The 25570-nt window shown below is 70.9% G+C and carries 23 protein-coding genes and 5 tRNA genes; 22 read left to right on the top strand and 6 right to left on the bottom strand.

Going from position 1 to position 25570, the window contains the following annotated elements; translation table 11 throughout:
• Positions 1-295: 295 nt before the first annotated feature.
• The 5 genes from IW245_RS03630 to IW245_RS03650 all read left to right on the top strand — a co-directional run bounded on the left by IW245_RS03630 (position 296) and on the right by IW245_RS03650 (position 818).
• Positions 296-367 (top strand) — tRNA-Lys (locus IW245_RS03630).
• A 7-nt stretch (positions 368-374) separates the two neighbouring features.
• Positions 375-446, top strand: a tRNA-Asn gene (locus tag IW245_RS03635).
• Between the two features lie 30 nt (positions 447-476).
• A tRNA-Val gene (locus tag IW245_RS03640) sits at positions 477-548 on the top strand.
• 33 nt (positions 549-581) lie between these two features.
• Positions 582-655: transfer RNA gene (locus IW245_RS03645), tRNA-His, on the top strand.
• An 89-nt stretch (positions 656-744) separates the two neighbouring features.
• Positions 745-818 (top strand) — tRNA-Arg (locus tag IW245_RS03650).
• A 111-nt stretch (positions 819-929) separates the two neighbouring features.
• Here IW245_RS03650 and IW245_RS03655 read toward each other — a convergent pair.
• Complete coding sequence (locus IW245_RS03655; RefSeq protein WP_233473116.1) at positions 930-3179, bottom strand: ATP-binding protein; 2250 nt, start codon at positions 3177-3179, stop codon at positions 930-932.
• 164 nt (positions 3180-3343) lie between these two features.
• On the opposite strand from IW245_RS03655, the gene IW245_RS03660 reads away from it, so the two are divergent.
• The 3 genes from IW245_RS03660 (at position 3344) to IW245_RS03670 (ending at position 4956) form a co-directional block, all read left to right on the top strand.
• The gene (locus IW245_RS03660) at positions 3344-3799 is read left to right on the top strand and encodes a carboxymuconolactone decarboxylase family protein (protein WP_197001780.1); all 456 of its coding nucleotides are present in this window, start codon (positions 3344-3346) and stop codon (positions 3797-3799) included.
• A 90-nt stretch (positions 3800-3889) separates the two neighbouring features.
• Positions 3890-4348, top strand: a complete 459-nt coding sequence (locus IW245_RS03665) for an iron chaperone (protein WP_197001781.1) — start codon at positions 3890-3892, stop codon at positions 4346-4348.
• A 107-nt stretch (positions 4349-4455) separates the two neighbouring features.
• A complete protein-coding gene (locus IW245_RS03670; protein ID WP_197001782.1) occupies positions 4456-4956 on the top strand; it encodes a GNAT family N-acetyltransferase in 501 nt (166 codons plus the stop codon).
• A gap of 4 nt (positions 4957-4960) precedes the next feature.
• Here IW245_RS03670 and IW245_RS03675 read toward each other — a convergent pair whose 3' ends face one another.
• Both IW245_RS03675 and lysA read right to left on the bottom strand, forming a co-directional pair.
• Positions 4961-5458, bottom strand: coding sequence for a hypothetical protein (locus IW245_RS03675; RefSeq protein WP_197001783.1), 498 nt, complete (start codon positions 5456-5458; stop codon positions 4961-4963).
• Positions 5451-6791, bottom strand: a complete 1341-nt coding sequence (gene lysA / locus IW245_RS03680; RefSeq protein ID WP_197001784.1) for a diaminopimelate decarboxylase — start codon at positions 6789-6791, stop codon at positions 5451-5453. Before lysA ends, IW245_RS03675 begins: the two co-directional genes overlap by 8 nt.
• Before the next feature lie 346 nt (positions 6792-7137).
• Between lysA and IW245_RS03685 the strand changes: the two genes are divergently transcribed.
• The 4 genes from IW245_RS03685 to IW245_RS03700 are packed head-to-tail and all read left to right on the top strand — an operon-like array spanning position 7138 to position 12728.
• Positions 7138-9369, top strand: a complete 2232-nt coding sequence (locus IW245_RS03685; RefSeq protein WP_197008301.1) for a serine/threonine-protein kinase — start codon at positions 7138-7140, stop codon at positions 9367-9369.
• 15 nt (positions 9370-9384) lie between these two features.
• The gene (locus IW245_RS03690) at positions 9385-10665 is read left to right on the top strand and encodes a vWA domain-containing protein (protein WP_197001785.1); all 1281 of its coding nucleotides are present in this window, start codon (positions 9385-9387) and stop codon (positions 10663-10665) included.
• Positions 10662-11291 (top strand): FHA domain-containing protein, encoded by a 630-nt coding sequence (locus tag IW245_RS42020; protein WP_197001786.1) that lies wholly within the window; start codon positions 10662-10664, stop codon positions 11289-11291. Before IW245_RS03690 ends, IW245_RS42020 begins: the two co-directional genes overlap by 4 nt.
• A 6-nt stretch (positions 11292-11297) precedes the next feature.
• Complete coding sequence (locus IW245_RS03700; RefSeq protein WP_197001787.1) at positions 11298-12728, top strand: GlnX family signal transduction membrane protein; 1431 nt, start codon at positions 11298-11300, stop codon at positions 12726-12728.
• 82 nt (positions 12729-12810) lie between these two features.
• Here IW245_RS03700 and IW245_RS03705 read toward each other — a convergent pair whose 3' ends face one another.
• Positions 12811-13173: a DUF1048 domain-containing protein gene (locus IW245_RS03705; RefSeq protein ID WP_197001788.1), complete on the bottom strand. Its 363-nt coding sequence runs from the start codon at positions 13171-13173 to the stop codon at positions 12811-12813.
• Positions 13170-13499 (bottom strand): PadR family transcriptional regulator, encoded by a 330-nt coding sequence (locus IW245_RS03710; RefSeq protein WP_197001789.1) that lies wholly within the window; start codon positions 13497-13499, stop codon positions 13170-13172. Before IW245_RS03710 ends, IW245_RS03705 begins: the two co-directional genes overlap by 4 nt.
• A gap of 103 nt (positions 13500-13602) precedes the next feature.
• On the opposite strand from IW245_RS03710, the gene IW245_RS03715 reads away from it, so the two are divergent.
• Both IW245_RS03715 and IW245_RS03720 read left to right on the top strand, forming a co-directional pair.
• Positions 13603-13938, top strand: coding sequence for a YnfA family protein (locus IW245_RS03715; RefSeq protein ID WP_197001790.1), 336 nt, complete (start codon positions 13603-13605; stop codon positions 13936-13938).
• A 116-nt stretch (positions 13939-14054) separates the two neighbouring features.
• A complete protein-coding gene (locus tag IW245_RS03720; protein WP_197001791.1) occupies positions 14055-15125 on the top strand; it encodes a hypothetical protein in 1071 nt (356 codons plus the stop codon).
• 226 nt (positions 15126-15351) lie between these two features.
• On the opposite strand, the gene IW245_RS03725 is transcribed toward IW245_RS03720, so the two are convergent.
• Complete coding sequence (locus IW245_RS03725; protein ID WP_197001792.1) at positions 15352-16245, bottom strand: LysR family transcriptional regulator; 894 nt, start codon at positions 16243-16245, stop codon at positions 15352-15354.
• 215 nt (positions 16246-16460) lie between these two features.
• On the opposite strand from IW245_RS03725, the gene IW245_RS03730 reads away from it, so the two are divergent.
• From IW245_RS03730 to IW245_RS03765, 8 genes are all read left to right on the top strand, one after another.
• Positions 16461-17102, top strand: a complete 642-nt coding sequence (locus IW245_RS03730; RefSeq protein ID WP_231399247.1) for a hemerythrin domain-containing protein — start codon at positions 16461-16463, stop codon at positions 17100-17102.
• A gap of 89 nt (positions 17103-17191) precedes the next feature.
• Positions 17192-18418: a serine hydrolase domain-containing protein gene (locus tag IW245_RS03735; RefSeq protein WP_197001794.1), complete on the top strand. Its 1227-nt coding sequence runs from the start codon at positions 17192-17194 to the stop codon at positions 18416-18418.
• A gap of 205 nt (positions 18419-18623) precedes the next feature.
• Positions 18624-19859 carry a serine hydrolase domain-containing protein gene (locus IW245_RS03740; protein ID WP_197001795.1) on the top strand — a complete coding sequence of 412 codons (1236 nt, stop codon included), beginning with the start codon at positions 18624-18626 and terminating at the stop codon, positions 19857-19859.
• Between the two features lie 345 nt (positions 19860-20204).
• Positions 20205-20660 carry a hypothetical protein gene (locus tag IW245_RS03745; protein ID WP_197001796.1) on the top strand — a complete coding sequence of 152 codons (456 nt, stop codon included), beginning with the start codon at positions 20205-20207 and terminating at the stop codon, positions 20658-20660.
• A gap of 72 nt (positions 20661-20732) precedes the next feature.
• Positions 20733-20822, top strand: coding sequence for a K(+)-transporting ATPase subunit F (kdpF, locus tag IW245_RS03750; RefSeq protein ID WP_197001797.1), 90 nt, complete (start codon positions 20733-20735; stop codon positions 20820-20822).
• Entirely contained in the window at positions 20822-22483 is a 1662-nt protein-coding gene (gene kdpA / locus IW245_RS03755) for a potassium-transporting ATPase subunit KdpA (RefSeq protein ID WP_197001798.1), read from the top strand. The genes kdpF and kdpA overlap by 1 nt, the downstream gene beginning before the upstream one ends.
• 23 nt (positions 22484-22506) lie before the next feature.
• Positions 22507-24627, top strand: a complete 2121-nt coding sequence (kdpB, locus tag IW245_RS03760; RefSeq protein WP_231398643.1) for a potassium-transporting ATPase subunit KdpB — start codon at positions 22507-22509, stop codon at positions 24625-24627.
• A gap of 2 nt (positions 24628-24629) precedes the next feature.
• A complete protein-coding gene (locus tag IW245_RS03765; RefSeq protein WP_197001800.1) occupies positions 24630-25553 on the top strand; it encodes a potassium-transporting ATPase subunit C in 924 nt (307 codons plus the stop codon).
• The last annotated feature ends 17 nt before the right edge of the window (positions 25554-25570 follow it).

The following is a 25570-nucleotide window of genomic DNA, read 5'->3' on the forward strand; positions in this document are numbered from 1 at the left end:
GGTCTGCGCATCCCGCGGACTGTGCAGCTCACCAGCCTCCCGAACTGGCGGTCGCAGGTTCGATTCCTGCCGCCCGCGGCATTGCCGTGCCCACGGCGAACTGTCACCTGAGAATTCCACAGCGGATAGCACGAATGACGCGGCGCGCACCTCGCGCGCCGGAAAGTCCAGCACGCCTCGAGAATGCGAATGCTGGCAGCATCAATGCCCTCTTGGCGTAACTGGCAGCGCGCACGGTTGAAGCCCGTGGGGACCCTGTTCGAGTCAGGGGGAGGGCGCGATGGTTTTCGCTCGCGGGCCGCGAGCATGGATGGTTATGCTCCGGACTCTTAATCCGGATAGCGGGGTTCAAGTCCCTGGCGGCCCACGCACGATCCGGTATCGCCCAACTGGCAGGGCGCCTGGCTGTTAACCAGGTTGTCGAGGTTCGAGTCCTCGTACCGGAGCTCAGCACGATGCGGAGGATCCTCCGCGATGCCCGCGTAGCTCAACGGAAGAGCACCTCGCTTACAACGAGGGGGCCGGGGGTTCGACACCCTCCGCGGGTACGGCACCGGCGTCCTCGGACCCGGTATCGCCATGGTGTCTGTGGTGTAAGGAAAGCACGCCGGACTGTGACTCCGGCGGACGTGGGTTCGACTCCCCGTGGACACCCTGAGCGCGTCGTGGACGGCGGCACGTCCAGCGGCCTGTAAAGCCGCCACCTTCGGGTAGACCTGGGTCGGCACCAGGGGCGCGCACCATACCCTCGTAGCTCAGCGGAGTAGAGCGTCCGGTTCCGAGCCGGAAGGCCGCAGGTTCGAATCCTGCCGGGGGTACGCATGATCTCGTGGCTCTCCGGGCGGGGAGGCGCGCCCGCGCGACGGGTGCGCGGTCCGGTTCGACTCCGGGCGGGATCGCGATGCCATCCGCTGTGGAACTCTCCACGGTCACACCACCCGGCCTCCGCCCACCACAACCTCCCGCGCCGCCCGCGCCAGCCGCTCATCGTGTGGCCGGCCCAGTTCTCGCGCGAGCCCGATCACCCGCTCCAGCACCGCCAACGCCTCCTCACCGCGACCCGCCACCCGGCACGTCTCGGCGTAGGAGTGCAGACAGTCGATCTCCAACTGCACCTCCGCCAACGGCTCCAACAGCTCGAACGCCCGCCGATGGTGGTCCAGCGCCTCGTCGAGCGACCCCATGACCCGCAACGCGACCCCGAGATAGTTGTGGCACCACGCCTGGCTGTGGTGCAGATTGTGCCGCTCGGCCAGCCGTAACGCCTCGTGCAACGCGCGCAGCGACTCCGCCGGATCGTCCGGCGCCAGGGCGACACCGAGGGTCACCAGGCCGGTGATCTGGGCGGGTCCGTCGGCCAGGGCGATGGATGCCCGGGCGAGGTCGACGGCCTCGTCGCGTCGGCCGAGGTGCAGGGTCACCCAGCCGTCGAAGGCCAGCGCCTGGGACTGGCCGGCGCGGCGGCCGAGTCGCTCGAACAGTTCGCGGGCCCGCCGGAAGTGTGCCTGGGCGGCTGCGAGGTCGCCGAGGTCGCGGTGTACGAATCCGGTGCGCAGCGCCAAGCCGGCCGCGAGGTCGTCGTCGTCCGGCCCGGAACGTTCGGCCAGTTCGTAGGCGGCGAGCGCCTCGGTGACGCGGCCGGCGGCGGCGCGGGCGAAGCCGAGGTCGGCGAGCAGTGCCGCCCGCTGCCGGTCGCGGCCGAGGCGTCCCGCGGCGGACGCGGCGGCTTCGAGCATGCGCGCCTGGTCGTCGGTGCCGCGGTGCCGGAAGAACCAGACCCGCATGGCCTGGGGCAGGTCGGCCACCGCCTCGTCCGCGCCGAGGCGCACGGCGGCGTCGAAGCAGGCGACCAGGTTGTCGTACTCGAGGTCGAACCAGGCCATGGCCCGCGCCGGGTCGCCGGGCGCGGGATCAGGGCGGTGCGGCGAGGGCAGCGTCCGGTCGTGGGCGACGGCCTGGGCGAGGTAGTGGCGCAGGACCCGGTGCACGGCGGCGTCGACCTGCGGCTCCTCGTCGGCGGCGATGTCCGCGGCGAATCGTCGGATCAGATCGTGCATCCGGTACCGGCCGGGGGACAGCTCCTGTAGCAGGTGGGCGTCGACCAGTTCCTCGAGTACCTGTTCTGCGGGCAGGTCGGCGAGCGCGCCGGCGACCGGGGCGTCGAAGTCGGTGCCCGGCAGTACGCCCAGTAGTCGGAAAACGCGGCGCTGCGCAGGGTTGAGTTGTCGCAGCGACATGCCGAACACGGCGTCGAAGCGGCCCGCGTTGTCGCGCAGCCGCTCGGCCAGCACCGCCACGGTCCAGCCGGGGCGGTGCCGCAGCCGGGCGCCGGCCATCCGCAGGGCCAGGGGGAGACCGCCGCACTGGCGCAGCACCTGACCGACGGCGTCGTCGTCGGCGAGGGTGAGCCCGGCGGCCCGCCCGAACAGGTGCGCGGCGTCGTCGCCGGCCAGGGGCTCCAACGACACCGGGGGCACCCCGTCCAGGCTCACCAGCCGGTGGCGGCTGGTGACCAGGACCGCGGACTTGCCGGCGCCGGGCAGCAGCGGGCGGACCTGCTCCGCGTCGACCGCGTTGTCGAGCACGACGAGGGCCCGCCGGCGGGACAGCTCCGACCGCCAGAGGGCCGCGCGTTCCCCCATGCCAGCTGGGGGGTGCGCGATGTCCAACGCGCCGAGCAGCCGGCCCAACGCGGCCTGCGGCTCCAGGGGTTCCTGGCCGGGGGTGAAGCCGTGCAGGTCCAGATAAAGACCGCCATCCGGGTACGCCGGGGCGAGCCTGTGGGCCACGTGCACCGCGAGGCTGGTCTTGCCCACGCCACCCATGCCGTCGATCGCGACAGCGCCCGCGGTGCGTAGCAGCTCCTCGACCAGCGCGGACTCCGCTGCCCGGCCGGTGAAGTCGAACAGGTCGGCCGGCAGGTCGTTGCGGCGCGGGGCGGGCGCCGCGCCGGCCTTGGCCGCCTCGGCCCACCCCGCGCGCAGCGGACGGGGGTCGCGGCCCACGACCTTGCACAGCGCCACGACGGCCTCCCACGGCGGCACGAGCCGACCGGCCAGGTACCGCGACAGTGAGGAGCTGCTCAGACCCGCCTGAACGGCGAGGGCGCGCAGGCTGAGCCCGCTCAGCTCCTTGATCCGGGCGAGCTGGGCCACCAGGTGCTCTTGCGGGCTGGACACCTGCAACACCGTACCCGTCCCGCACCACGCCCACGGATCGAGCGGGTGTTCGCGCTGCTAGAGGGCGTTTCGAGTGTCCCACGGTGTCCCACGGACCGCGCGGGGCACGGTGCGCCGATGGTCGGATGACTCCTGTCAGCGACACCGACGACGGAGGAGAAACGATGTCGACCGAGCGCATGCCGAACCCGGCGGTTCTGATCCCCGGGGCGATGGACGCCCTGATGGCCCTCAACAAGGTCATCGCGGGCGCCGGGGTGGACGGCAGGCTGCTGGCGCTGAGCCACCTGCGGGCCAGCCAGATCAACGGCTGCGGACCGTGCGTGGCCGGGGGCGCGCTGCAGGCCGGCCGGCACGGCGCGACCGCCGACCAGGTGCACGCCGTCGCCGCGTGGCGGGAGACGCCGTGGTTCAGCGAACCCGAGCGTGCGGCGCTGGCCCTGACCGAGGCCGTGACCCGGCTCGCCGACCGGTCGGACCCGGTGCCCGACCAGGTGTGGGACGTCGCCGCCACGCACTTCGACCAGAAGGAGTTGGCCGTGCTGCTGCTCAACATCGCGGTCACCAACGTCTACAACCGGCTCAACGGGCCGACCCGCCAGCAGGCCGGGAAGTGGTGACGTGTTCCTGATCCAGGTCCACGAGAAAGATCAACACTGAAACAATCGGTGGAGAAACCACCAACCGCGAATCTGAGAGGAATCTTTGTCATGGCTGCCACGAAGAAGACCAGCACCGCGAACGGCGAGAAGTACGACGGCTTCACCGAGGAGGAGCGCGGTGCGATGAAGGAGCGCGCCAAGGAGCTCAAGGCCAGCGCCCGGCGCGGCCCCAAGGTCGACCCGGAGGTCGAGGTGCTGGCGAAGATCGCCGAGATGTCGGACTCCGACCGGGCGATCGGGGAGCGGCTGCACGCCCTGATCAAGGCCAACGCGCCGACCCTGACGCCGAGGCTGTGGTACGGGATGCCCGCCTACGCCCGCGACGGCAAGATCGTCTGCCACTTCGTGTGCGCGGGGAAGTTCAAGACCCGGTACGCGACGTTCGCCTTCAGCGACGAGGCGAACCTCGACGACGGCACCATGTGGCCGAACTCGTTCGCGCTGACCGAGCTGACCGCGGCCGCCGAGAAGCGGATCGCCGCGCTCGTCAAGCAGGCTGTGAGCTGACCACCGGGCACAGCGGACTGTCGGATGTGCACGCGTCCGACGTTTCGCTGTCGTCGGCCCCGATAATGGGGTCGCTGTCGGTGGCCTGCGCCCGGCAGGATGCGGTGATGGTCACCATTCGAGGGTTCCGGGACGCCGACGCGCCCGTGGTGTGGACGCTGAGCACGTTGCCGAACATCGGGGCCACAGCCGACGCGTCGATACCGCTGGCGTTGGAGCCGGCGGCGGGACCGCCTGCGGCGTTCGACGATCTGGCGGACGTCCGCGCGTCCTTCGACGGCGCCGGCGGCGCGTTCCTGGTCGCGGAGACGGGCGGCCACCTGGTGGGCATGGGCGGCATCCTGCCCAACGACGCCGGTCAGGCGGAGGTGCTCCGCGTCCGGGTGCACCCGGCGACCCGTCGTCAGGGCGTCGGGCGGGCGTTGATGGCCGCGCTGGAGACCCGGGCCGCCGAGCTGGGGCTGCGGGAGATGTTCCTGGACACCGCGACCAATCAGCCCGAGGCCGTGGCGTTCTACCAGGGCCTGGGCTATCGGGAGATCGGACGGGAGACCCGGCCGGACTGGTCGTGGACACTGGTGTACTTCACCAAGCCAGTGACGCCGTAAGTCGTCAGCCCAGGTGCACCACCGGTCGGTGGCGCTGGTCGGGCTCGGCGCGGCGCAGTACCTCGCGGGTCACGGGCGCGGTCTCGCCGGTACCGGTGAACAGGTGCCGCAGCAGCCGGTGCGTGAGGCCCTCCTCGGTCCAGGCGAAGTGCGCGTGCGGCACCACCCCCGTCTCGTCCCGGATGGTCAGGAGGACCGCGGCGAGGGTCGCCGGGGTGGGCGGGCCGTAGACCCTGAGGGCGCCGTCCTCCTCGTACACCCGGGGTTCGTCGGTGTTGACCGGGCTGACGGTGAGGAACAGTCCGTCGATCGTGGTGTCGCAGCCGGGCTCGCGGACCACGATCCGCACCAGTCCACCGCGCGCGGCGTCGGCGACGAGCCGGCGGACGGCCGGGTCCAGCACGGCGCGGGCCGCCGGGGGCGTGAAGGAACGGCGGATCCGGTACACCGCGACGGCGAGCACGAGGGCGACCGCGGCGAGGGCGACGAGGAGTTCACGCATCCTGGTCACGTCCCAGCAGGTCGTCGAGGGTCTCGGCGCGGACGAGGACCCGGGCCGCGCCGTCGTGCACGCCGATCAGCGGTGGCCGGGTGACGAGGTTGTAGTTGGAGGCCATCGCGTACTGGTAGGCGCCGGAGGCCGGTACCGCGATCAGGTCGCCGGGGCGCAGGTCCGCACTGAGCGGCGCGTCGTGCACGAGCACGTCGCAGGCCTCGTCGTGCCGGCCGATGACCATGGTCGGGCACGTCGTCGTGCCGGTACGGCCGAGCAGTGCCGCCGTGTAGCGGGCGCCGTAGAGGGCAGGGCGGGGGTTGTCGCTGAGTCCACCGTCGACGGCGGCGAGCTGGTGTCCGTCGGGCGTGCGGCGCACGGCGAGGACCCGGTACACCGCGACGCCGGCGTGCGCGACGATCGCCCGGCCGGGGGTGACCATCAGCCGGGGCTCGGGCACGTCGAGCCGCAGACAGGCCGAGTGCAGGACGGTGCGGACCCGGACCGCGAACGCGTCGAGGGCCAGTTCGGCCTCGCCGTGGGTGTGCGCGACGGCGTGGCCGCCGCCGATGTTGAGCTCGGTGAGCGTCACGCCGTGGCGTCGGCGGATCTCGTCGAGGAGGACGACGAGGTGGCGGATGGCGCGCTCGGCCGGGCCGAACCGGCTGAGCTGCGAGCCGAGGTAGATGTCCAGGCCGACGAGGTGGAGCCGCTGCTGGGCGACGATCCGACCGACGAGGTCCTCGAGTTCGGCGGCCGGCATGCCGAACCGGTCGGCGTCGTGTGCCGCCGGCAGGCCGGCGCACTCCGGGTAGCCCAGCTCCTCGGGCAGCACCCGGACGTGCACCCGCTGACCCTCCGGCCGGGCGAGCGCGGCGAGCCGGGCGACCTCGGAAGGGGACTCGATGACGATCCGGCCGACCCCGTAGTCGAGGGCGGCGTCCAGGTCCGCGGTGGTCTTGGCGTCGCCGTGCAGCACGATCCGCTCGGCGGGGAAGTCCACGGAGCGGGCGGCGGCGAGCTGGCCGGCGGAGTACACGGCCAGGCCCAGGCCCTCGCCGGCGATCCAGCGCAACAGGCCACGGCAGGTCAGGGCCTTGGCGGCGTAGACGACGTTGGCGGATCCGAAGGCCCGCTCGTATGCGGCGCACCGGTGGCGCACGTCGGTCTCGTCGAGCACGTAGGCCGGGGTGCCGAACCGGTCGGCGACGTCGGTCAGGGACACCCCTCCGACGGCGATCTCGCCCCGTACCCCCGGCGTGGTGCTGACCGGCCAGATCTCCGGGTGCACACGGGTGGGGAGCGAGGAGCGTAAGGACGGGATGATGTCGGTGAGCGTCACGGTCCCGATCCTGGACCCGCCGACAGGGTCCGGACAGGCTCCGATACGCGATCTCTACGCCCGGGAACCGATTATTGACGCCCTGTTGACGGCCCGGGCGCGAAAAAAATACGAAATCTCTACGCGACCGGCCATGCCCGCCACCCACCCGTCGCCGCATGCTGGATCGGCCGTCCTGAGCTCCGGGCGGTCGCTGCGAGCGGGGGAGGGGGCAAGGTTGTGGCATCGCGTCCTGGTTCGGCGCCCAGTGACCACTGTGGCTGGTGAACGCGGCGTGCGGCGCGTTCCGCCACGTTGACAGCCTTCTCGGCCGGCTCCGCGCCGACGAGAGGACCCAGTCGTGACCATGTGTGCCCGCCCGGGCTGCACCGGCAGCCTGCAGGACGGCTACTGCGACGTGTGCGGGATGGCCGCCGCACCCAGGCCGACCGCCCCGTCGAGGCCCGCCGGAACAGCCCCCTCGACCCGCGGCTCCTCCCGGGGCTCCACGCGCGGCTCCGGCCGGGGCTCCGGACGCACCGGCTCCACCTCGACCCGCCGCCGGGGCCAACTCGGTGCGGGCCTGGTGGAGATCCCGCCGATCCCGTACCGCGACCCGGCCACCGCCGTGCTGGCCTCCCCGCAGGTCGCCGAGGCCAAGCGGTACTGCAGCGCGTGCTCCGACCCGGTCGGCCGGGCCGCCGAGGGCCGCCCCGCGCGCACGGAGGGCTTCTGCCGCAAGTGCGGAACCGGCTACTCCTTCACCCCGAAGCTGGCCGCCGGTGACCTGGTCGCCGGCCAGTACGAGGTCCTCGGCTGCCTCGCGCACGGCGGTCTCGGCTGGATCTACCTGGCCCGGGACCGCAACGTCAGCGGCAGGTGGGTCGTCCTCAAGGGACTCCTCGATTCCGGTGACGCCGATGCGATGGCCGCGGCACTGGCCGAGCAGCGCTTCCTCGCCGAGGTCGAGCACCCGACGATCCTGAAGATCTACAACTTCGTGCAGCACCCCGACCCGAAGAGTGGCGCGCTGGTCGGCTACATCGTGATGGAGTACGTCGGCGGCCAGTCCCTCAAGCAGATCCTCCTCGCCCGGCGCGAGGCGGCCGGCCGGGTCGACCCGTTGTCGGTGGAGCAGGCCATCGCGTACATGCTGGAGGTGCTCCCCGCGCTCGGGCACCTGCACAGCCTGGGCCTGGTGTACTGCGACCTCAAACCCGACAACGTCATCCAGAGCGAGGAACAGCTCAAACTCATCGACCTGGGCGGGGTGCGCCGCCTGGACGACGTGGCCGGCGCGATCTACGGCACCGTCGGCTACCAGGCCCCCGAGATCGCCGAGGAGGGCCCGTCGGTGTCCTCGGACTTGTACACGGTCGGCCGCACGCTCGCCGTGCTCAGCTTCGACTTTCGCGGCTACGGCACCACGTTCGTCCACGACCTGCCCGACCGGGCAGACGTGCCGGTCCTCGCCGCGCACGGGTCCTACGACCGGTTCCTGCGCCGGGCGTGCGACCCGGACCCCGACCGGCGGTTCGGGTCGGCGGCGGAGATGTCAGACCAGCTCACCGGCGTACTCCGCGAGATCCTCGCCGCCCAGGACGGCCAGCCCCGGCCCGCCCCGTCGACGATGTTCGGCCCCGAACTCGACGCGATCGGGGCCCGGCCGCTCGAAGGGCCCGCGGACCGGGTCTTCGCCGCGCTCGACCCGGCCGTCGCCGCCGTCGCGCTGCCGACTCCGCTGGCCGACCCCGCCGACCCGGCGGCCCGCTTCCTCGCAGGTCTGGCCGCCGCCTCCCCGGCCGCCCTCGTGGCCGCGCTGCCAGGAGCCCCCGTCGCGTCGGTGGAGGTCGGTCTGCGCCTGGCCCGCGCCCACCTGCAACTCGGCCGGCCCGACCAGGCTGGACCGGTGCTGGCGGCGCTCACCGACGACGACTGGCGCATCGACTGGTACCAGGGACTCGTCGCCCTGGCTACCGGGCGGCCGGCACAGGCGGCCGACATCTTCGACGACCTGTACGCCCTGCTGCCGGGCGAACCGGCCGTGCGACTCGCCCTCGCCGTGGCCGACGAGGCGGCCGGCGACACCGACGGGGCGCGACGCGGATACGCGACCGTGTGGCGCACCGACCACTCCTATCTGTCCGCGGCGTTCGGCCTCGCCCGGGTGCACCTCGCGGCCGGCGACGGCGAGCGGGCTGTCGCCGCACTCGAGTCGGTCCCGGCCACGTCCAGCCACCACGTGCCGGCCCGGCTGGCTGCCGTCGCCGCCCGGGTCCGCGGCCTCGCGCCCGCCCAGCTCGACGCGGACCGCCTACGCGCCGCCGCCGCCCAGCTCGCCCAACTCGACCTGGAACCGGTCCGCCACGACCGGCACGCCGCCGAGCTCCTCGAAGCGGCCGTCGGCTGGCTGCGGTTCCACCGGCCGGGCACCGGTGCCGCCGGAGCCGGGGTCCTCGGCGAACAGCTCGCCGAACGGCCGCTGCGGGCCCGCCTGGAGCGCGCCTACCGGTCCCTGGCCCGCGCGGCCACGAGCCGGGCCGAACGTCACACCCTCGTGGTCCGGGCCAACGCCGTGCGCCCGCGCACCCTGATCTGACCAGGAGCAGCACCGATGACCGAATTCCAACTCGACGTGTACCAGAACGAGTACCTCCCCGACGGTGGCACCACGGTCGACGCGATCGTCACCGTCACCGCGCGCGGCGGGGGCGGTGACGGATCGCCGGGCCAGTCGGCCGTGGTGATCCTCGTGGACACCTCCGGGTCGATGAGCGCCGACAACCGGCTGCACGAGGCGAAACGTGCCACCGCCGTCGCGATCGACGCCCTGCCCGACGGGGTGTGGTTCGCGGTCGTGTCCGGCGACAGCCGGGCCACGATGGTCTACCCGCGCGACTACCGCCTGGCGCGCGCCGACCCGCGCACCCGCGCCGATGCCCAGCGGGCGGTCGGACGCCTCGTCGCCAACGGCGGCACCGCGATCGGCCAATGGCTGCGCCTCGCCGACCAGCTCCTCGCCGGGCACCTCGGCGCCATCCGGCACGCGATCCTGCTCACCGACGGCGAGAACCAGCACGAAACCCCACAGGACCTCGATGCGGTACTGGCCGCCTGCGCCGGCAGGTTCACCTGCGACTGCCGGGGCGTCGGCACCGACTGGAAGGTCGCCGAGCTGCGCCGGATCGCCACCGCCCTGCTCGGTACCGTCGACATCGTCGCCGACCCCCGCGGCCTCGCCGCCGACTTCGCCGCGATGACCACCACAGCCATGGGCAAGGGCGTCGGCACCGCGAACCTGCGGGTCTGGACCCCGCAGGGCGCGACGGTCCGGTTCGTCAAGCAGACCCTACCGACGGTGCAGGACCTCACCACCCGCCGCAGCGTCGTCGGCCCCCTCGTCGGGGACTACCCGACCGGCTCGTGGGGCCAGGAGAGCCGCGACTACCACGTGTGCGTCGAGGTGCGGGCCGCCGGCGTGGGCGAGGAGATGCTCGCCGCCCGGGTGAGTCTCGTCGTCGGCGACCAGCTGGTCTCCCAGGGCCTCGTGCGCGCGGTGTGGACCGACGACCTCGGACTGTCGACCCGGATCAACCCGCACGTCGCGCACTACACCGGGCAGGCGGAACTGTCCCGGGCCATCCAGGACGGCCTGGCCGCCCGCCGCGACGGCGACATGGACACCGCCACCTCCCGCCTCGGGCGCGCGGTGGCGCTGGCGGCCGAGTCCGGCAACGACACCATCACCACCCTGCTGCGCAAGGTCGTCGACATCGAGGACCCCGCCACCGGCAAGGTGCGGCTGCGGGCCCGGATCGCCGACGCAGACGAGATGGCGCTGGACACCCGCTCCACCCGGACGGTGCGCGCCGTGCGGGCGCCGGTGAACCCGTGACCACCTGCCCCGCCGGGCACCCGTCCGGAACCACCGACTACTGCGACGTGTGCGGCACCCCGATAGAGCCGGCACCGGCCGCCGTTCCCGTCGTGCCCCCGGTCGTCGCCCGGGCCGAGGGGCCGTGCCCGGAATGCGGCGCGGCGGCGACCGGCCGCTTCTGCGAGGACTGCGGCTACGCCTTCCCCTCAGGGCCGGCCCCGGCGGCGGTGGCCCCGGAGCCGAGGCCTGGGCCGGTCGCGGCACCTGCCTGGACGGCCGTCGTCACCGCCGATCGCGCCTACCACGAGACCGTGACCTCCGACATCGCGTTCCCGCCCTACTGTCCGGACCGCGAGTTCGCGCTGACCGGTGCCACCGTGCGGATCGGCAGACGCACCGCCTCCCGGGGTGTGCCCGAGATCGACCTCGCCGGGCCGCCGGAGGACTCCGGCGTCTCCCACCTGCACGCGGTGCTCCTGGCGGGCCCTGACGACACGTGGGCGCTGGTGGACCCGGGTTCCACCAACGGCACCTTCCTCAACGACGGCACCGACCCCGTCGCCGTCAACACCGAGCACCCCGTGCGCGCCGGGGACCGCATCCACCTCGGCGCGTGGACCACCATCACCCTCCGGAAGGACTGACCGGCCGTGGCCGTCACCGAACTCGCCACCTCCCACCGCAGGGCCCCCGCCGACCGGGGCGGCGTCCCGTCGCGGATCTGGGCCCTGGCCGCCGTCGCGGTCCTCCTCGCCGTCGGCCTGCTGGCAACCGGCGCGTCCGGGATCTCCGCCACCCGCTCGGGACTGCGCGTCATCGGCCACGTCGCCGGACCACAGGTGCGGGCGGGCTCCGACCTGTACTTCGCCCTCAACGACATGGATGCCCAACTCGCCAACGCCCTCATGCTCGGCGACACCCAGGGCCTGGGCCTGACCCGGACGAAGGCCCTGGAGATCTACGAACAGCGCCGCGTCCAGGCCGACGGGGACGTCCAGCAGGCCGCGTCGCTGGCCGCCGACGACACGGCCCGCAAAGCGGTGACCGCACTCCTCAACGGCCTCGGCGGCTACGAGGCCCTAGCCGCCCGCGCCCTCCTCCTCGACGGCCAGGCACCCCACCCCGTCGGCCGGCCCGCGCCCGCGGCACTCGCGGTCTACCGTCAGGCCACGGACCTGATGAAGTCCGACGTGCTTCCCGCAGCCCGCCAGCTCGCCCAGTCCAACGCCGCCGACCTCACCCGCACCTACGACGACACCCGCTCGGCGGTCGGCGGCGCGCTCACCTGGACGGCGGTCCTCGGCGGACTCCTACTCCTGGCCCTGCTCGCTACCCAGATCTACGTCGGTCGACGGTTCCGCCGCACCCTCAACCCGGCACTGGCCGCCGCCACCCTCGCAGCCATCGTCCTGGTCGCCATGGGCGTGAATCTGTTCGCAACCGAGGGCACACACCTGCGGCTCGCCAAGGAGGACGCTTTCGACTCGGTGCTGGCCCTCACCCAGGCGCGCGCCGTCAGCTACGACGCCAACGCGGATGAGAGCCGCTACCTCCTCGACCCGGAGCGCGCCGCGCGGTACGAGCAGTCCTTCTTCGACAGGACCCAGGAGATCGCCGGCGTCTACGGCACTCTCGGCACCTACGACGACCACCTGGCCCGGGCGCTGGAATCCTACGAGCAATCCCACAAGACCAACGTGCCGATCACCGGGTACCTGGGCGCGGAGCTGCGTAACGTCACCTTCCCCGGCGAGCGGGCGGCGGCGGACACCGCGGTATCGCGTTACCAGGTCTACCAGCGCGACGACCGGCGGATGCGCGCGATGGTCGTCCGTGGCGACGTGGCCGGCGCGGTCGCGTTCGGCACCAGTACACGGCCGGGGGACTCCAACGACGACTTCGACCAGTACGACCAGGCCCTCGTCGCCGTCACCGACATCAACCAGAACGCGTTCGACCGCGCCATCGCCGACGGCGAGTCCGAGCTGTCGGGCTGGGACCTGGGGCTGCCGATCGGGGTGGTGCTGATCGCGGCGTTCGTCCTGGTCGGCGTGCGGCCGAGGCTGGCGGAGTTCCGCTGACGTGGCGACCTGACCGCAAGCCCCTCCGGCGGGTCGCGGGCGGGGTCCGCGCGCCACTCCCGGCGCGGACCCCGCCCACCTCTCAGGTTCTCTCGCCGGCGGCGTGCGCGATGGCGCTGACGAACCGTTGCCGCTCCCGGCTGATCCACTGGCCCTCCGGGTAGTTCTGGATGAACGCCTCGACGAACTCCACGGGGTCAGCCCCGAAGATGTCGCGGATCGGGGTCCCGTTCGCCGCGCCCTGTTCGAACAGGTCGGCGAGGTCCTCGTTCATCGCGGCCGCGCCGGCGCCGTCGCCGCGGCCGAAGTAGTTCAGGTACCGCTCCAGCGCTTCCGCCGCCGCGCGGTAGTCCTCGGGAAGCGCCCTGATCCGCGCCTTGTACTGCCGCCACTGCCGTTTGTCGCCGATCACCTTCGCGGTGAACTTCGAGATGGACATGGTCATCTGCCTCCTTCGCGGAGCTGCTCGAGCCGTTCGGCGAGGAAGCTCCAGGTCCTCCAGAACTCTTCGAGGTACTCGCGCCCCTGGGCGTTGAGGGAGTACACCTTGCGCGGCGGCCCCTTCTCGGACGGAACCTTCACCACGTCGACGAGGCCGCGCTGCTCGATCCTGACCAGCAACGCGTAGACCGTGCCCTCGGCGATGTCGGCGAAGCCCTGCTCCCGCAGCCATGCCGTGATCTCGTAGCCGTACGCGGACCGGCCGGCGAGGAATGCCAGGACGATGCCCTCCAGCGTTCCCTTGAGCATCTCCGTCACCTGCTTGCCCACGGAACACGCCCCTAGCTACTCAGTGATGCTGACTACCGGTAGATAGTATCACTGAGTAGTGGTCGTGCAAGCTCCACCTGAGCTGCCCCGATACCGTGATCCCATGACGATCGCCCGGTCCCTGCTGTTGTTCCTCCTGGCCGCCCTCGCCGAGATCGGCGGCGCGTGGCTGGTCTGGCAGGGCTGGCGCGAACACAAGGGAGTGCTGTGGATCGCGGCCGGAGTACTCGCCCTCGGCGCGTACGGATTCGTCGCCACCTGGCAGCCCGACGCACACTTCGGCCGCATCCTCGCCGCCTACGGCGGGGTCTTCGTCGCCGGTTCCCTGGCCTGGGGCATGGTCGTCGACAGGTTCAAGCCGGACCGCTACGACGTGATCGGTGCCGCGATCTGCCTGCTCGGCGTCGCCGTCATCATGTACGCGCCGCGCGGAGCCTGACCGTCCGTCGCCCACGGCCCGAACGAGGGCCAGCCACTGTGGAGGCTTGACGGTCGCGTCGAAGGCTGAGTACCAATACTCATTCCGAAATCCTCCCAGGACCGTAGCTTGGAGCGATGATCAGAAATTGGTGGGTGGTGGGGTGCGGGTCAGCTCTGGGACTGACGGCGCTGGCCGGCGTGGCGTGGTACCACGGGGTGCCCGTGCTCTCCCTGGGGCGGCCGTTCATGCTGGCTCCGCTACTGCTCGTACCGATGGTTGTTCTGGTTGGCCACGCGCTGCGACCGCCGGTCGCGCGGCGCGGTTCATGGCGCGGGGTGTTGATGGTCCCGGCCGCGCTGGGGGCCGCGCTCGGGTTGGCCGCCGGCGGGCTGACCCTCGTGGTGGACCACGGTCTCGGCTCCTTGTGGGTGCCGGTGGCAACGGCGGCCGTCCTGGCTCTGGCGATTCCCGCGGGCGGAATTGTGTTCCGCATGGCCGGCACCCCGAGGCCATGGGCATTGGCGCTTTTCGGTCCTGCCGGGTATTACTGCGCTTTCGCGCTGCTCTACGCGCCCGCCCGCACCGCGGGGCCGCAGCCGCTGCTGCTGTCCTGCGCGGCGGGTGTGGTCGGCTACACGCTGGGTGCCCTGGCGATCGGGGACACGCTGCCGTCGGCCGCCCGACTGGCGGTCTACGCCCTGCTGCTGGCGTTGGTGCCGGCCGGGCAGGTGGCGCACACCGCGCTACAAGTCAACGACAACCTCAGGCGTCTTGAGTCGCTGTCGGTGCCGCTGCTGGTGCCGGACCTGCCCGGCTACTCCGTTGTGAGGGTGCAGTCGGGTTGGGACGCACCGAACGTGCTGGTCATCGTCATGCTCCCGACGACCGATCACAGCGGCTACGACGACGGGTACGAGGTCCATGTCACGACGCTTCCGGTACCCAGCTACTTCGCCCCACCCGAGTCGTGTGACCCGGTGAACCCGACCCTGCGCGGCGATGCACCGGGACGCCCGTGCGTCGCGGACACTTCCGACCTGTGGCACCGGGAGACCCAGGGGCACTTCACGTACCTGGTCCGCACCGGCCACACACTGTCGATAGTAGACGGTGGGCCGAAGGTGTCGCCAGAGATGGCCCGCGAGGCGGCCGCGAACCTGCGACCGGTAGCCGCGAAGGACCTCGCAGGGGTCCTCGCCTCCTAGATGATCCGTCCTGGTGTCAAAGGCGATCCGGGAGCGTAGGACGGGCCGGTCGGTGGCCCGGTTGCGCCAGATCGACCGCGGCCAGGGCGAGGATGCGTTGAGCGACCCGGGCGACTGCCCCAATGGGTGTTCGCCCGCGTGGCGTTCGAGGTCGACCGTCACCCCAGCATGCGACCAGCCCAAGAAGTGGACTAGATCATCTAGGTCAAGGCCCGCGCCGGAGGCTTCAGTGGAAGGCGACAGCGCCGAGGTCGCGGACGGTCCGGGCGAGGGCGCGGACGACGTCGTTCTCGGATTCGGTGTGCCACACCAGGGCGTAGGACAGGCGCGGCATGTCGGGGATGGGGACGAACCGCACATGGGGCATGGACCAGTAGCGAGTGACGTGGGACGGGAAGGGGTGCACGATCTCGCCGTTGGTGACGAGAGTGATCAGCTCGTCGGCGTTGGTGACGAGCTCCGGGCGTTCGATGACCTTGCCGCCCGAGGCGTGGAACGGCAGATAGCTGTCCTCCCAGTAGTCGGGCATGTCGGGCGCGGTGGCGTTGGCGAAGTCGGCCAGCGCCTCCTGCGGGATCGACAGCCGCCCGGCCAGTTCGTGCTCGGTGGACACGGCGAGCACCCGCGGGTCGGTGAACAGGGTCGGGCCCACGGTCAGGTCCGGTTCCTCCACAGGTAGCCAGACGACCAGGACGTCGAAGTCGCCGGCTCGCAGCATGTCGAACGGGCGGACGTAGGGGGCTACCCGAATCTGCAGCTCCCACTGGGGGTACTGGGCGCGGAAGGTCCGCCAGTAGGGCTGTAGTTCGGCGACGTTGAAGGGCAGCAGGCCCACCCGTAGCCGCGCGGTGACGCCTCGGGAGGCCATCCGGGCACGGTCGAGGCTGTCGCGCAGGCCCACGTAGACCGGTCGCAGGTCGTCGCGGAGCTGTCGGCCGACTGCGGTCAGCCGGATCTGGCGGCGGTTGGAGCGGTCGAACAACGGGCTCCCGAGGCGGCGTTCCTGTTGGCTGATCGCCTGACTGACCCTGGCCTGGGACACGTGGAGCCGGGTGGCTGTCCGGCCGAAGTGCAGTTCCTCAGCCAGGGTCAGGAAGATCTCAATATCCCGAATTTCCACGTTTTCCCGATCCGCGTTATCACCAAGAGGTTATCGACATCATACGGATCTTGGTGTTGATGCAGGTGAGCCGGCACTTCAGGGTTGTAGAAGCCCCACAAGCAACGCCGGTCGAAACCACACAGGAGAGTGACCATGGGTTCGAATTCGCGCTGTCCGACGCCGTCGCGTGGCAGGTCCCGCGAGCCGCCGAAGGGAGGGGCCCGGTGCGCGGCATGCCCGACCTGACGTTGATGGGCGCGATGCATGACGCGCTGCGGCGGGAAGCGGGGCGGCTGGCCGGGGTCACCGCCCGGGTCGACGTCGACCCCCGCACTGTCCTTCGCGCCGCGGTCGGCTGGGAACTGCTCAAGACGGCCCTGCGCGTGCACCACTCCGCCGAGGACGAGGCGCTGTGGCCCGCGCTGCGCCGCGGCCTGGCCGGACGGCCCGCCGACCTGGCGCTGCTGGAGGTGATGGAGGCCGAGCACGACGCCATCGACCAGGTCGTCGAGGCGGTCGACGAGGCACTGGCCGGCCCCGAGATCGGGTCGCACCATCTCGGCGACCTCACCGATTCCCTGGTCACCGGCCTCCTCGGACACCTCCGGCATGAGGAGGAGCAGGCGCTGCCGCTGATCCGGGCCGTCATCACCCCAGGGCAATGGGCGTACTTCGGTCAGGTCCACGCCCAGCGGATCGGCCGTGACGCGTTCCGGATCCTGCCCTGGCTGCTGGACGGCGCGAACGAGGAGACCTCCACCGTCCTGGCCGTGTTCCCCGAACCAGTCCGCCACGCGTACCGGCACCGGTGGCGACCGGCCTACCTGGCCCTGGACCTCTGGAACGCCGGATCCACCCCGTGTCAGGGGCCGTGACAGGACGAAGACAGCCCCGTGACAGGCCGACCGGCGAACCTTCATCCAACGAAGCAGCCAGACACTACGACAACCACAGGAGATTCACGATGGGTACCACCAACAACGGCTTCACGAAAAAGGGCCTGAGCAAGGTGCACGACGTGCTGGAACGCCACGTGGAGTCCGGGAAGATCCCCGGGCTCGTGGCGCTGGTCAGCCGGGGCGAGGAGACGCACGTCGAAGCGATCGGCACGATGCGCCACGACGGCGGCGCGCCGATGCGCCGGGACACGATCTTCCGGATGGCGTCGACGTCCAAGCCGGTCGCGATGTCCGCCGCGATGGTCCTGCTCGACGAGTGCAGGCTGCGGCTGGACGACGTGGTGGACCCGTGGCTGCCCGAACTGGCCGACAGGCAGGTACTCAAGCGCTACGACGGCTCCCTCGACGACACCGTGCCGGCGCGTCGGCCGATCACCGTGCGGGACCTGCTGAACTCCACGTTCGGGCTCGGGATGGACCTGACGTCGATCGGCACCCCGATCATGAACAAGATCTTCGAGCTGAACCTCATCGGCCACGCCGCGCCGCAGCCCGAGCCGGAGGAGTGGATGCGCCGGCTGGGCACGCTTCCGCTGATGCACCAGCCCGGCGCGCAGTGGCAGTACCAGATCAGCCACGACGTGGTCGGCGTGCTCGTCGCCAGGGTCACGGGCCAGTCGTACGAGACGTTCCTGACCGAGCGCGTCTTCGAGCCGCTGGGGATGAAGGACACCGGGTTCCACGTCCCCGACGGCAAGATCGACCGGTTGCCGCCCAGCTACGCGCCCGACCCGCGGACCGGGGAGTTCACCGTGTGGGACCCGGCGGACGGCGGGCGCTTCAGCGAGCCCCCGGCGTTCCAGGGCGGCGGCGGTGGGCTGGTCTCCACCGTCGACGACTACCACGCCTACTTCCGGATGCTGCTCAACCACGGGACGCACGGCGGTGAGCGGATCCTGTCCCGGCCCGCCGTCGAGCTGATGACCACCAACTGCCTCACGCCGGAGCAGCAGGCCACCCGCAACGACCTGGCCAAAAACGCCGTCCACATCTCCTTCGGCCAGGGACAGCAGGGCGGCTGGGGCTTCGGGATGGCGGTGCGCACCTACCGCGGGGACTACGCGCCCCTCGGCCAGTTCGGCTGGGACGGCGGAACCGGCACCACGGCCTACGCCGACCGGGACAGCCAGCTCACCGGAATGCTGTTCACCCAGGTCGGCCTGTCGGTCCCGGATCCGGCGCGGCTCATCCACGACTTCTGGACCACCGTCTACCAGGCCATCGAGGACTGACACCGACCCAGGCAGGTGGCCTCGGGACCGCCCACCGACGGACGCGGTCCCGTTCGCGGCCGGATCCGCGACGCGCGGCCGCCCAGGTGACCATGCACGCGACCACCGTCCACGGCGCCATCGCCACCACCTGCCTGTGACCGAGACCCGTCACGACGTACGGCAGTCATCGCCGCCATCCACCGAGAAGTTCGGAGAGACAACAATGAGCACCAAGAACGACAAGCCCCGTGCGCCGCGGTTCCTCTGGCAGGCCGGCCTCACAGCGGCAGCCCTCACACTGCTGGCCGGGACGGTCGCCCCCGCGGCCGCCACCGCAGCCCCGTCCGGGCACAACCGCCCGGAGCTGCAGGCGATCCTCCAGGAGGGCGTCGACGGCGGCCTCACCGGAGTGCAGGCGCGGGTGCGCAACGAGCGGGGCGAGTGGGCCGGCAGCGCCGGTGTCCGCGAGCTGGGCTCGGCCGCCGCACCCTCGACGAACGGCCGGTTCCGGGTCGGTAGCGTCACCAAGACCTTCATCGCGACCATGACGTTGCGGCTGGTGGCCCAGGGCAAGGTCGGCCTGGACGACCCGGTGGCCGACCAGCTACCCGAGTTCGGGCTGGACCGGCGGATCACCACCCGGATGCTGTTGCAGCACACCAGCGGGGTGTTCAACTTCACCGGCGACTTCGACGCCGAGGGCAAGTGGGTGCCGGGAATCGTCTCGGCGGGCAAGGACTGGGTGGACAACCGGTTCACGACCTACGAGCCGCAGGAGCTGGTGCGGTTCGCGCTGGCGAAGGGGCCGCGGTTTGAACCGGGGGCGGACTGGCGCTACGCCAACACCAACTACGTGCTGGCCCGGCTGCTGATCGAGAGGGTCACGGGCCACACCTTCGCCGAGGAACTCGAGCGGCAGATCCTGCGACCGCTCGGCATGCACGCCACCACGGCACCGGGCTTCTCGGCGCAGATCACCGGGCCGCACGCCCACGCGTACTACCAGTACGACGACAACGGCACGCTGAGGACGGCTGACGTCACCCTGCAGAACCCGTCCTGGATCTCCGGCGGCGGTGACATGATCTCCACCACCCAGGACCTGCAGACCTTCTTCTCCGCACTGATGGGCGGCAAGCTCCTGCCCGCCCCGCTGCTGGTCGAGATGCGCACGCCGAACCCGGTGGCCGGCTACGGCCTGGGCCTGTGGACCACGCCGTTCCCGTTCCCGGCACCGAGCTGCGGCGCCCCGATCGTCCACCACAACGGCAGCGTTCAAGGTTACGCGACGCTGATGTACGCCTCGCCCGACGGCAGCAAGACCCTGACCGCCTCGATGACCTACGTCGACGGCGTCGGGGCGGAGACCAAGGCGGCGGCGTTCATGACGGCGACCCAGAAGCTCCTCAACGAGACCTTCTGCGCCGGGCGGGCCGAGGCGGCTCAGCCGACCCGCTGAACACCGTGACCCCGGGGCTCCTTCCGGTGAAGGGCCCGCTGGCAGGCGATTCTCTCGGCAACTTCTGATCTGGTTCGCGGCCGGCGCGGACAGCCTGTGTCGCGGTCGCGGCGTGGGCTGTCCGCGCCGGCCTCATTTCGGTGGAGTGAAGGGCATTTTCTTCCATATCAGGCTTTGGTGCCGGTCGGAAGGGAATCCCGCGAGGGCCCCGTCGGGAAAACGTCAATATTGCCGCCGCGGCCGTAGGGAACGCGTATGGACCACTGTTCCACCGCCTCACCAGGGGTTCTACTTCCTGACGCGGTCGAAGGACGACCGTGGTCGAGCAGGTTGTCGGGAGTCGTCGTGTGGGTCAGGTCGGGCGGGTGGGCCCGGGGGTCGGAGGAGACCCCGCTGGGCGTCAACATCGCCCTCGGTTCGGTCCTGCTCGTGGTGGCCGCCGTGGCGGCCGCCACGATCCCGGACTCGGAGCCGGTCGTCCGTTACGCCGTCCTGGTGCTCGCCGTGGCGGCGTTCGCCGCCTGGACGCGTGACGGGCTCGCGCTGGCCTTCGTGGCCGTGATCGGGTTCGCGATCTTCAACGGATTCCTGGTGAATCAGCCGGGAGAGCTCTCCTGGCATGGTTTGACCGATATGTTGCGTCTGGGAGTGCTGGTGTTGGCATCGACGACGGGGCTGGCGGCGGGGGAGGCGTACCGACTGGTGCGCCGCCCGCACCGGCCCCGGCCATGGGTCAAGCCTCCGGTCGCTTCCGAGCTGCCCGGCAAGTCATTCAACGAAGAGGAGAAGCACGGTGCCTGATCTGGCGTACGTGGTGCTGACCGCGGTTGTGTTCGCGGTCCTGGCGCTGGTGGTCAGGGGCGTCGAGAAGCTATGAGTGCTGTCAACCTCATCGGCCTGATCCTCGCTGTCGGGCTGGCCCTGTTCCTGGTGGCGGCCCTCTTGTTCCCGGAGCGCTTCTAATGAACACGACCACGGCCGGCGTACTCTTCGTCGGCTCTCTGATCGCCGCCCTGGTGGTGTCCTACCGCTTCTTCGGTGACTACATGGTCCGCGCGCTCACCGGCACCAGGCACAGCAGGGCCGAGCGCGTCGTCTACAAGCTGATCGGCGCGGACCCGGCCGGGGAGCAGACCTGGGGCGTCTACGCCCGCAGCGTGCTGGCCTTCTCGGCGCTGTCGGTGCTGTTCCTCTACGCCTTCCAGCGGGTGCAGGACAAGCTGTGGTTGGGCCTGGGCTTCCCGCCGGTCAAGGCCGACCAGGCCTGGAACACGGCGATCAGCTTCATGTCCAACACCAACTGGCAGTCCTACTCCGGTGAGTCCACGATGGGCCACCTGGTGCAGATGTCGGGCCTGGCGGTGCAGAACTTCGTGTCCGCCGCCGTCGGCGTCGCGGTCGCCGTGGCACTGGTCCGTGGTTTCGCTCGCAGCAAGTCGGACACGCTGGGCAACTTCTGGGTCGACCTGACCCGGGTCTGCCTGCGGATCCTGCTGCCGGTCGCGGTGATCGGCGCGATCGTGTTCATCGCGGCCGGCACGATCCAGAATCTTTCATCGGGTACCGACGTCACGACGCTCGCCGGGGCGACCCAGCACGTCACGGGTGGCCCGGTGGCCAGCCAGGAAGTGATCAAGGAGTTCGGCACCAACGGCGGCGGCTTCTACAACGCCAACTCGGCGCACCCGTTCGAGAACCCGACGGCGTGGACGAACTGGCTGCAGATTTTCCTGATCCTGTTCATTCCGTTCAGCCTGCCCCGGGTGTTCGGCCGGATGGTCGGAGACAAGCGTCAGGGCGTGGCGATCGCCGCCGTCATGGCGATCATCGCGATCGGCAGCGTGGTCGGTGTGATGGCTCTGGAGGCGCACCACCCGGGCACCGTCCCGCAGGCGGTCGGCTCGTCGATGGAGGGCCGCGAGACCCGGTTCGGGGTGGCCAACTCGGCGACCTTCGCGGCCGCCACGACCCTGACGTCGACGGGTGCCGTGGACTCCTTCCACGACTCCTACTCCGGGCTCGGCGGCGGCATCCTGATGCTGAACATGCAGCTCGGCGAGGTCGCGCCCGGCGGTACCGGCTCAGGGCTCTACGGCATGCTCGTGCTCGCCGTCCTGACCGTGTTCGTCGCGGGGCTGATGGTGGGGCGTACCCCCGAATATCTGGGGAAGAAGATCGGGGCCAGAGAGATCAAATTCGCCTCGTTGTACTTCCTGGTCACGCCCTGCATCGTGCTCGTCGGCACCGCGCTGGCCATGGCATCGCCCAACCAACGGGCGAGCATGCTCAACTCCGGGCCGCACGGCTTCTCCGAGGTGCTCTACGCGTTCAGCTCCGCCGCCAACAACAACGGCTCGGCGTTCGCGGGCATCTCGGTGAACACGACCTGGTACAACACGGCCCTGGGGCTGGCCATGGTCCTCGGCCGGCTGCTGCCGATCATCTTCGTGCTCGGCCTGGCCGGCTCGCTCGCGAAGCAGAAGCCCACCCCGGCCTCCGCGGGCACGCTGCCCACCCACCGGCCGCTGTTCGTCGGCATGGTCGTCGGCGTGACCGTCATCCTGGTCGCCCTGACCTTCTTCCCCGCCCTGGCGTTGGGCCCCATCGCCGAGGGGCTGCTCTAACCATGACAAGGACTCAGACACCCATGGCTGTCACCACGGCCCCGAACCCGACCCGGGTCTCCGGCGGCCTGCTCGACCCGAAGCAGCTCCTCCGCTCCCTGCCGGACGCCGCGCGCAAGCTCGACCCGCGCACCCTGTGGCGCAACCCGGTCATGCTCATCGTCGAGATCGGTTCGGTGTTCACCACCGTCCTGGCGATCACGAAGCCGAGCGTGTTCGCGTGGCTGATCACGATCTGGCTCTGGCTGACCGTCGTGTTCGCCAACCTGGCCGAGGCCGTCGCCGAGGGCCGGGGCAAGGCGCAGGCCGACACCCTGCGGCGGGCCAAGACCGACATGGTCGCCCGCCGACTGCCCGACTGGCCGGCGGCGCTCACCGAGGAGTCCGTCGCGGCGAACCTGCTCCAGCTCGGCGACTTCGTCGTCGTGGAGGCCGGGCAGGTCATCCCCGGCGACGGCGACGTCGTCGAGGGCATCGCCAGCGTCGACGAGTCGGCGATCACCGGCGAGTCCGCCCCGGTCATCCGGGAGTCCGGCGGCGACCGCAGCGCGGTCACCGGCGGCACGAAGGTGCTCTCCGACCGGATCGTCGTGAGGATCACCCAGAAGCCGGGGGAGAGCTTCATCGACCGGATGATCGCCCTGGTCGAGGGCGCGAGCCGGCAGAAGACCCCCAACGAGATCGCGCTGAACATCCTGCTGGCCTCGCTGACAATCATCTTCCTGATGGCCGTGGCGACCATGCAGCCCCTCGCGATCTTCGCCAAGGCCGGCTCGCCGGCCCTGGACTCCGGCGTCATCGACGGCGACGGCGTCACCGGCATCGTGCTCGTCTCGCTGCTGGTCTGCCTGATCCCGACCACGATCGGCGCGCTGCTGTCCGCGATCGGCATCGCCGGCATGGACCGCCTGGTCCAGCGCAACGTGCTGGCGATGTCGGGTCGGGCCGTCGAGGCCGCGGGCGACGTCAACACGCTCCTGCTGGACAAGACCGGCACCATCACGCTGGGCAATCGGCAGGCGAGCGACTTCGTACCCGTCTCCGGGGTCAGCCCGGAGGAGGTCGCCGACGCCGCTCAGCTGTCCAGCCTGGCTGACGAGACCCCGGAAGGACGTTCCGTGGTGGTGCTCGCCAAGGAGCGCTACGGCCTGCGGGCCCGCGAGGAGGGCGTCATGACACATGCGACCTTCGTGGAGTTCACCGCCCAGACCCGGATGTCCGGGGTCGACCTGGCCGAGGACGCCGGAGTCCGGCAGATCCGCAAGGGAGCCGCCTCGGCGGTTATGAAGTGGGTCCGCGACAACGGCGGGCACCCCACCGACGAGGTCGGCGCCGCCGTCGACGCGATCAGCGGCTCCGGGGGCACGCCACTGGTCGTGGCGGAACTGCGACCCGGTCAGCCCGCGCACACCCTCGGCGTCATCCACCTCAAGGACGTGGTCAAGGCCGGGATGCGCGAACGGTTCGACGAGATGCGCCGGATGGGCATCCGGACCGTCATGATCACCGGCGACAACCCGTTGACCGCCAAGGCGATCGCGGACGAGGCCGGCGTGGACGACTTCCTCGCCGAAGCCACGCCGGAGGACAAGCTCGCCTACATCCGCAAGGAGCAGGAGGGTGGCCGGCTGGTCGCGATGACCGGCGACGGCACCAACGACGCCCCGGCCCTGGCCCAGGCGGACGTCGGCGTGGCCATGAACACCGGCACCTCGGCCGCGAAGGAGGCCGGCAACATGGTCGACCTCGACTCCGACCCGACGAAGCTGATCGAGATCGTCGAGATCGGCAAACAGTTGCTGATCACCCGGGGCGCGTTGACGACATTCTCCATCGCCAACGACATCGCCAAGTACTTCGCGATCATCCCGGCCATGTTCGCCGCCGTGTACCCGGGGCTCGACGCCCTCAACATCATGCGGCTGCACAGCCCGCTGTCGGCTATCCTGTCGGCCGTCATCTTCAACGCCCTCGTCATCGTCGCACTCATCCCGCTGGCGCTGCGCGGCGTGAAGTACCTCCCCGGTGGGGCCTCGAAGCTGCTCAGCCGCAACCTGCTCGTCTACGGGCTCGGCGGCATCGTGGCACCGTTCGTCGGCATCAAGCTCATCGACCTACTCGTTCAATTCATTCCGGGAATGTGACCATGAGACTCCCTACCTGGATCTCCGCCCACGTGGCGGCACTGCGGGCCCTGCTGGTCTTCACGGTCCTGCTCGGCGTCGCATACCCGCTGGTGATCACCGGGATCGCCCAGATCCCCGGCCTCAAGGCCAAGGCGAACGGCTCGATCGTCGAGCGCGACGGCAAGCCGGTCGGCAGCTCGCTGATCGGACAGTCCTTCGAGGGCCGCAACGAGTACTTCCAGCCCCGGCCCTCGGCGGCGGGCAAAGGCTATGACCCGACGGCCACCAGCGCCAGCAACCTCGGTCCCGAGAGCGTCGTGGACACCCTCGGCGATCCCGCCAAGGACCCGACCTCCGACGACGGCGACGGCGGCAAGCAGAGCCTGCTCACCCAGGTCTGCGCCCGCAGCAAGGCCGTCGGCGCGCTCGAGGGCGTCGACGGCGGCAGGCCGTTCTGCACCACCGCCGGCGTCGGCGCGGTGCTCGCGGTGTTCCGCACTGCGGGCCTCAACGGCGCGATCACCCGGGTCGTCAGCCTTAACGAGACCGCGACGGCCTACGACGCCACCACCAAGGCGGCGAAGAAGGACGACAGCGTCAAGCCCTTCGTCGACACCTACCAGGGCGTCAAGGTCGAGCTGGCGGAGTTCGGCAAGGACTACTCGAAGGGCATCGTCACCCCGGTCCGGGGCGACGCGGTGGCCACGGTCCCGGCCGACGCCGTGACCGCCAGCGGCAGCGGCCTCGACCCGCACATCACCCCCGGCTACGCGCGCCTCCAGGTCGCCAGGGTCGCGCACGCCCGGCGGATCACCCCCGCCACGCTCGCCACGCTCGTCGACGAGCACACCACCGGCCGTGCCCTGGGCTTCATGGGCGAGCCGGCGGTCAATGTGCTGGAGTTGAATCTGGCACTGGACGAGCAGTACCCGGTGAAGAACTAGAAGGAAAGGGGGCGGCA

The sequence above is a fragment of the Longispora fulva genome (assembly GCF_015751905.1).
Lineage (GTDB): Bacteria > Actinomycetota > Actinomycetes > Mycobacteriales > Micromonosporaceae > Longispora > Longispora fulva.

Coding starts and splice junctions, on each gene's coding strand:
- kdpB (WP_231398643.1), top strand. CDS start 22,507: ATGGCTGTCACCACGGCCCCGAACCCGACCCGGGTCTCCGGCGGCCTG.
- IW245_RS03740 (WP_197001795.1), top strand. CDS start 18,624: ATGAGCACCAAGAACGACAAGCCCCGTGCGCCGCGGTTCCTCTGGCAG.
- IW245_RS03660 (WP_197001780.1), top strand. CDS start 3,344: ATGTCGACCGAGCGCATGCCGAACCCGGCGGTTCTGATCCCCGGGGCG.
- IW245_RS03665 (WP_197001781.1), top strand. CDS start 3,890: ATGGCTGCCACGAAGAAGACCAGCACCGCGAACGGCGAGAAGTACGAC.
- kdpA (WP_197001798.1), top strand. CDS start 20,822: ATGAACACGACCACGGCCGGCGTACTCTTCGTCGGCTCTCTGATCGCC.
- kdpF (WP_197001797.1), top strand. CDS start 20,733: ATGAGTGCTGTCAACCTCATCGGCCTGATCCTCGCTGTCGGGCTGGCC.
- IW245_RS03765 (WP_197001800.1), top strand. CDS start 24,630: ATGAGACTCCCTACCTGGATCTCCGCCCACGTGGCGGCACTGCGGGCC.
- IW245_RS03715 (WP_197001790.1), top strand. CDS start 13,603: ATGACGATCGCCCGGTCCCTGCTGTTGTTCCTCCTGGCCGCCCTCGCC.
- IW245_RS03735 (WP_197001794.1), top strand. CDS start 17,192: ATGGGTACCACCAACAACGGCTTCACGAAAAAGGGCCTGAGCAAGGTG.
- IW245_RS03675 (WP_197001783.1), bottom strand. CDS start 5,458: ATGCGTGAACTCCTCGTCGCCCTCGCCGCGGTCGCCCTCGTGCTCGCC.
- IW245_RS03705 (WP_197001788.1), bottom strand. CDS start 13,173: ATGACCATGTCCATCTCGAAGTTCACCGCGAAGGTGATCGGCGACAAA.
- IW245_RS03685 (WP_197008301.1), top strand. CDS start 7,138: ATGTGTGCCCGCCCGGGCTGCACCGGCAGCCTGCAGGACGGCTACTGC.
- IW245_RS03690 (WP_197001785.1), top strand. CDS start 9,385: ATGACCGAATTCCAACTCGACGTGTACCAGAACGAGTACCTCCCCGAC.
- IW245_RS03720 (WP_197001791.1), top strand. CDS start 14,055: ATGATCAGAAATTGGTGGGTGGTGGGGTGCGGGTCAGCTCTGGGACTG.
- IW245_RS03730 (WP_231399247.1), top strand. CDS start 16,461: ATGCCCGACCTGACGTTGATGGGCGCGATGCATGACGCGCTGCGGCGG.
- IW245_RS03670 (WP_197001782.1), top strand. CDS start 4,456: ATGGTCACCATTCGAGGGTTCCGGGACGCCGACGCGCCCGTGGTGTGG.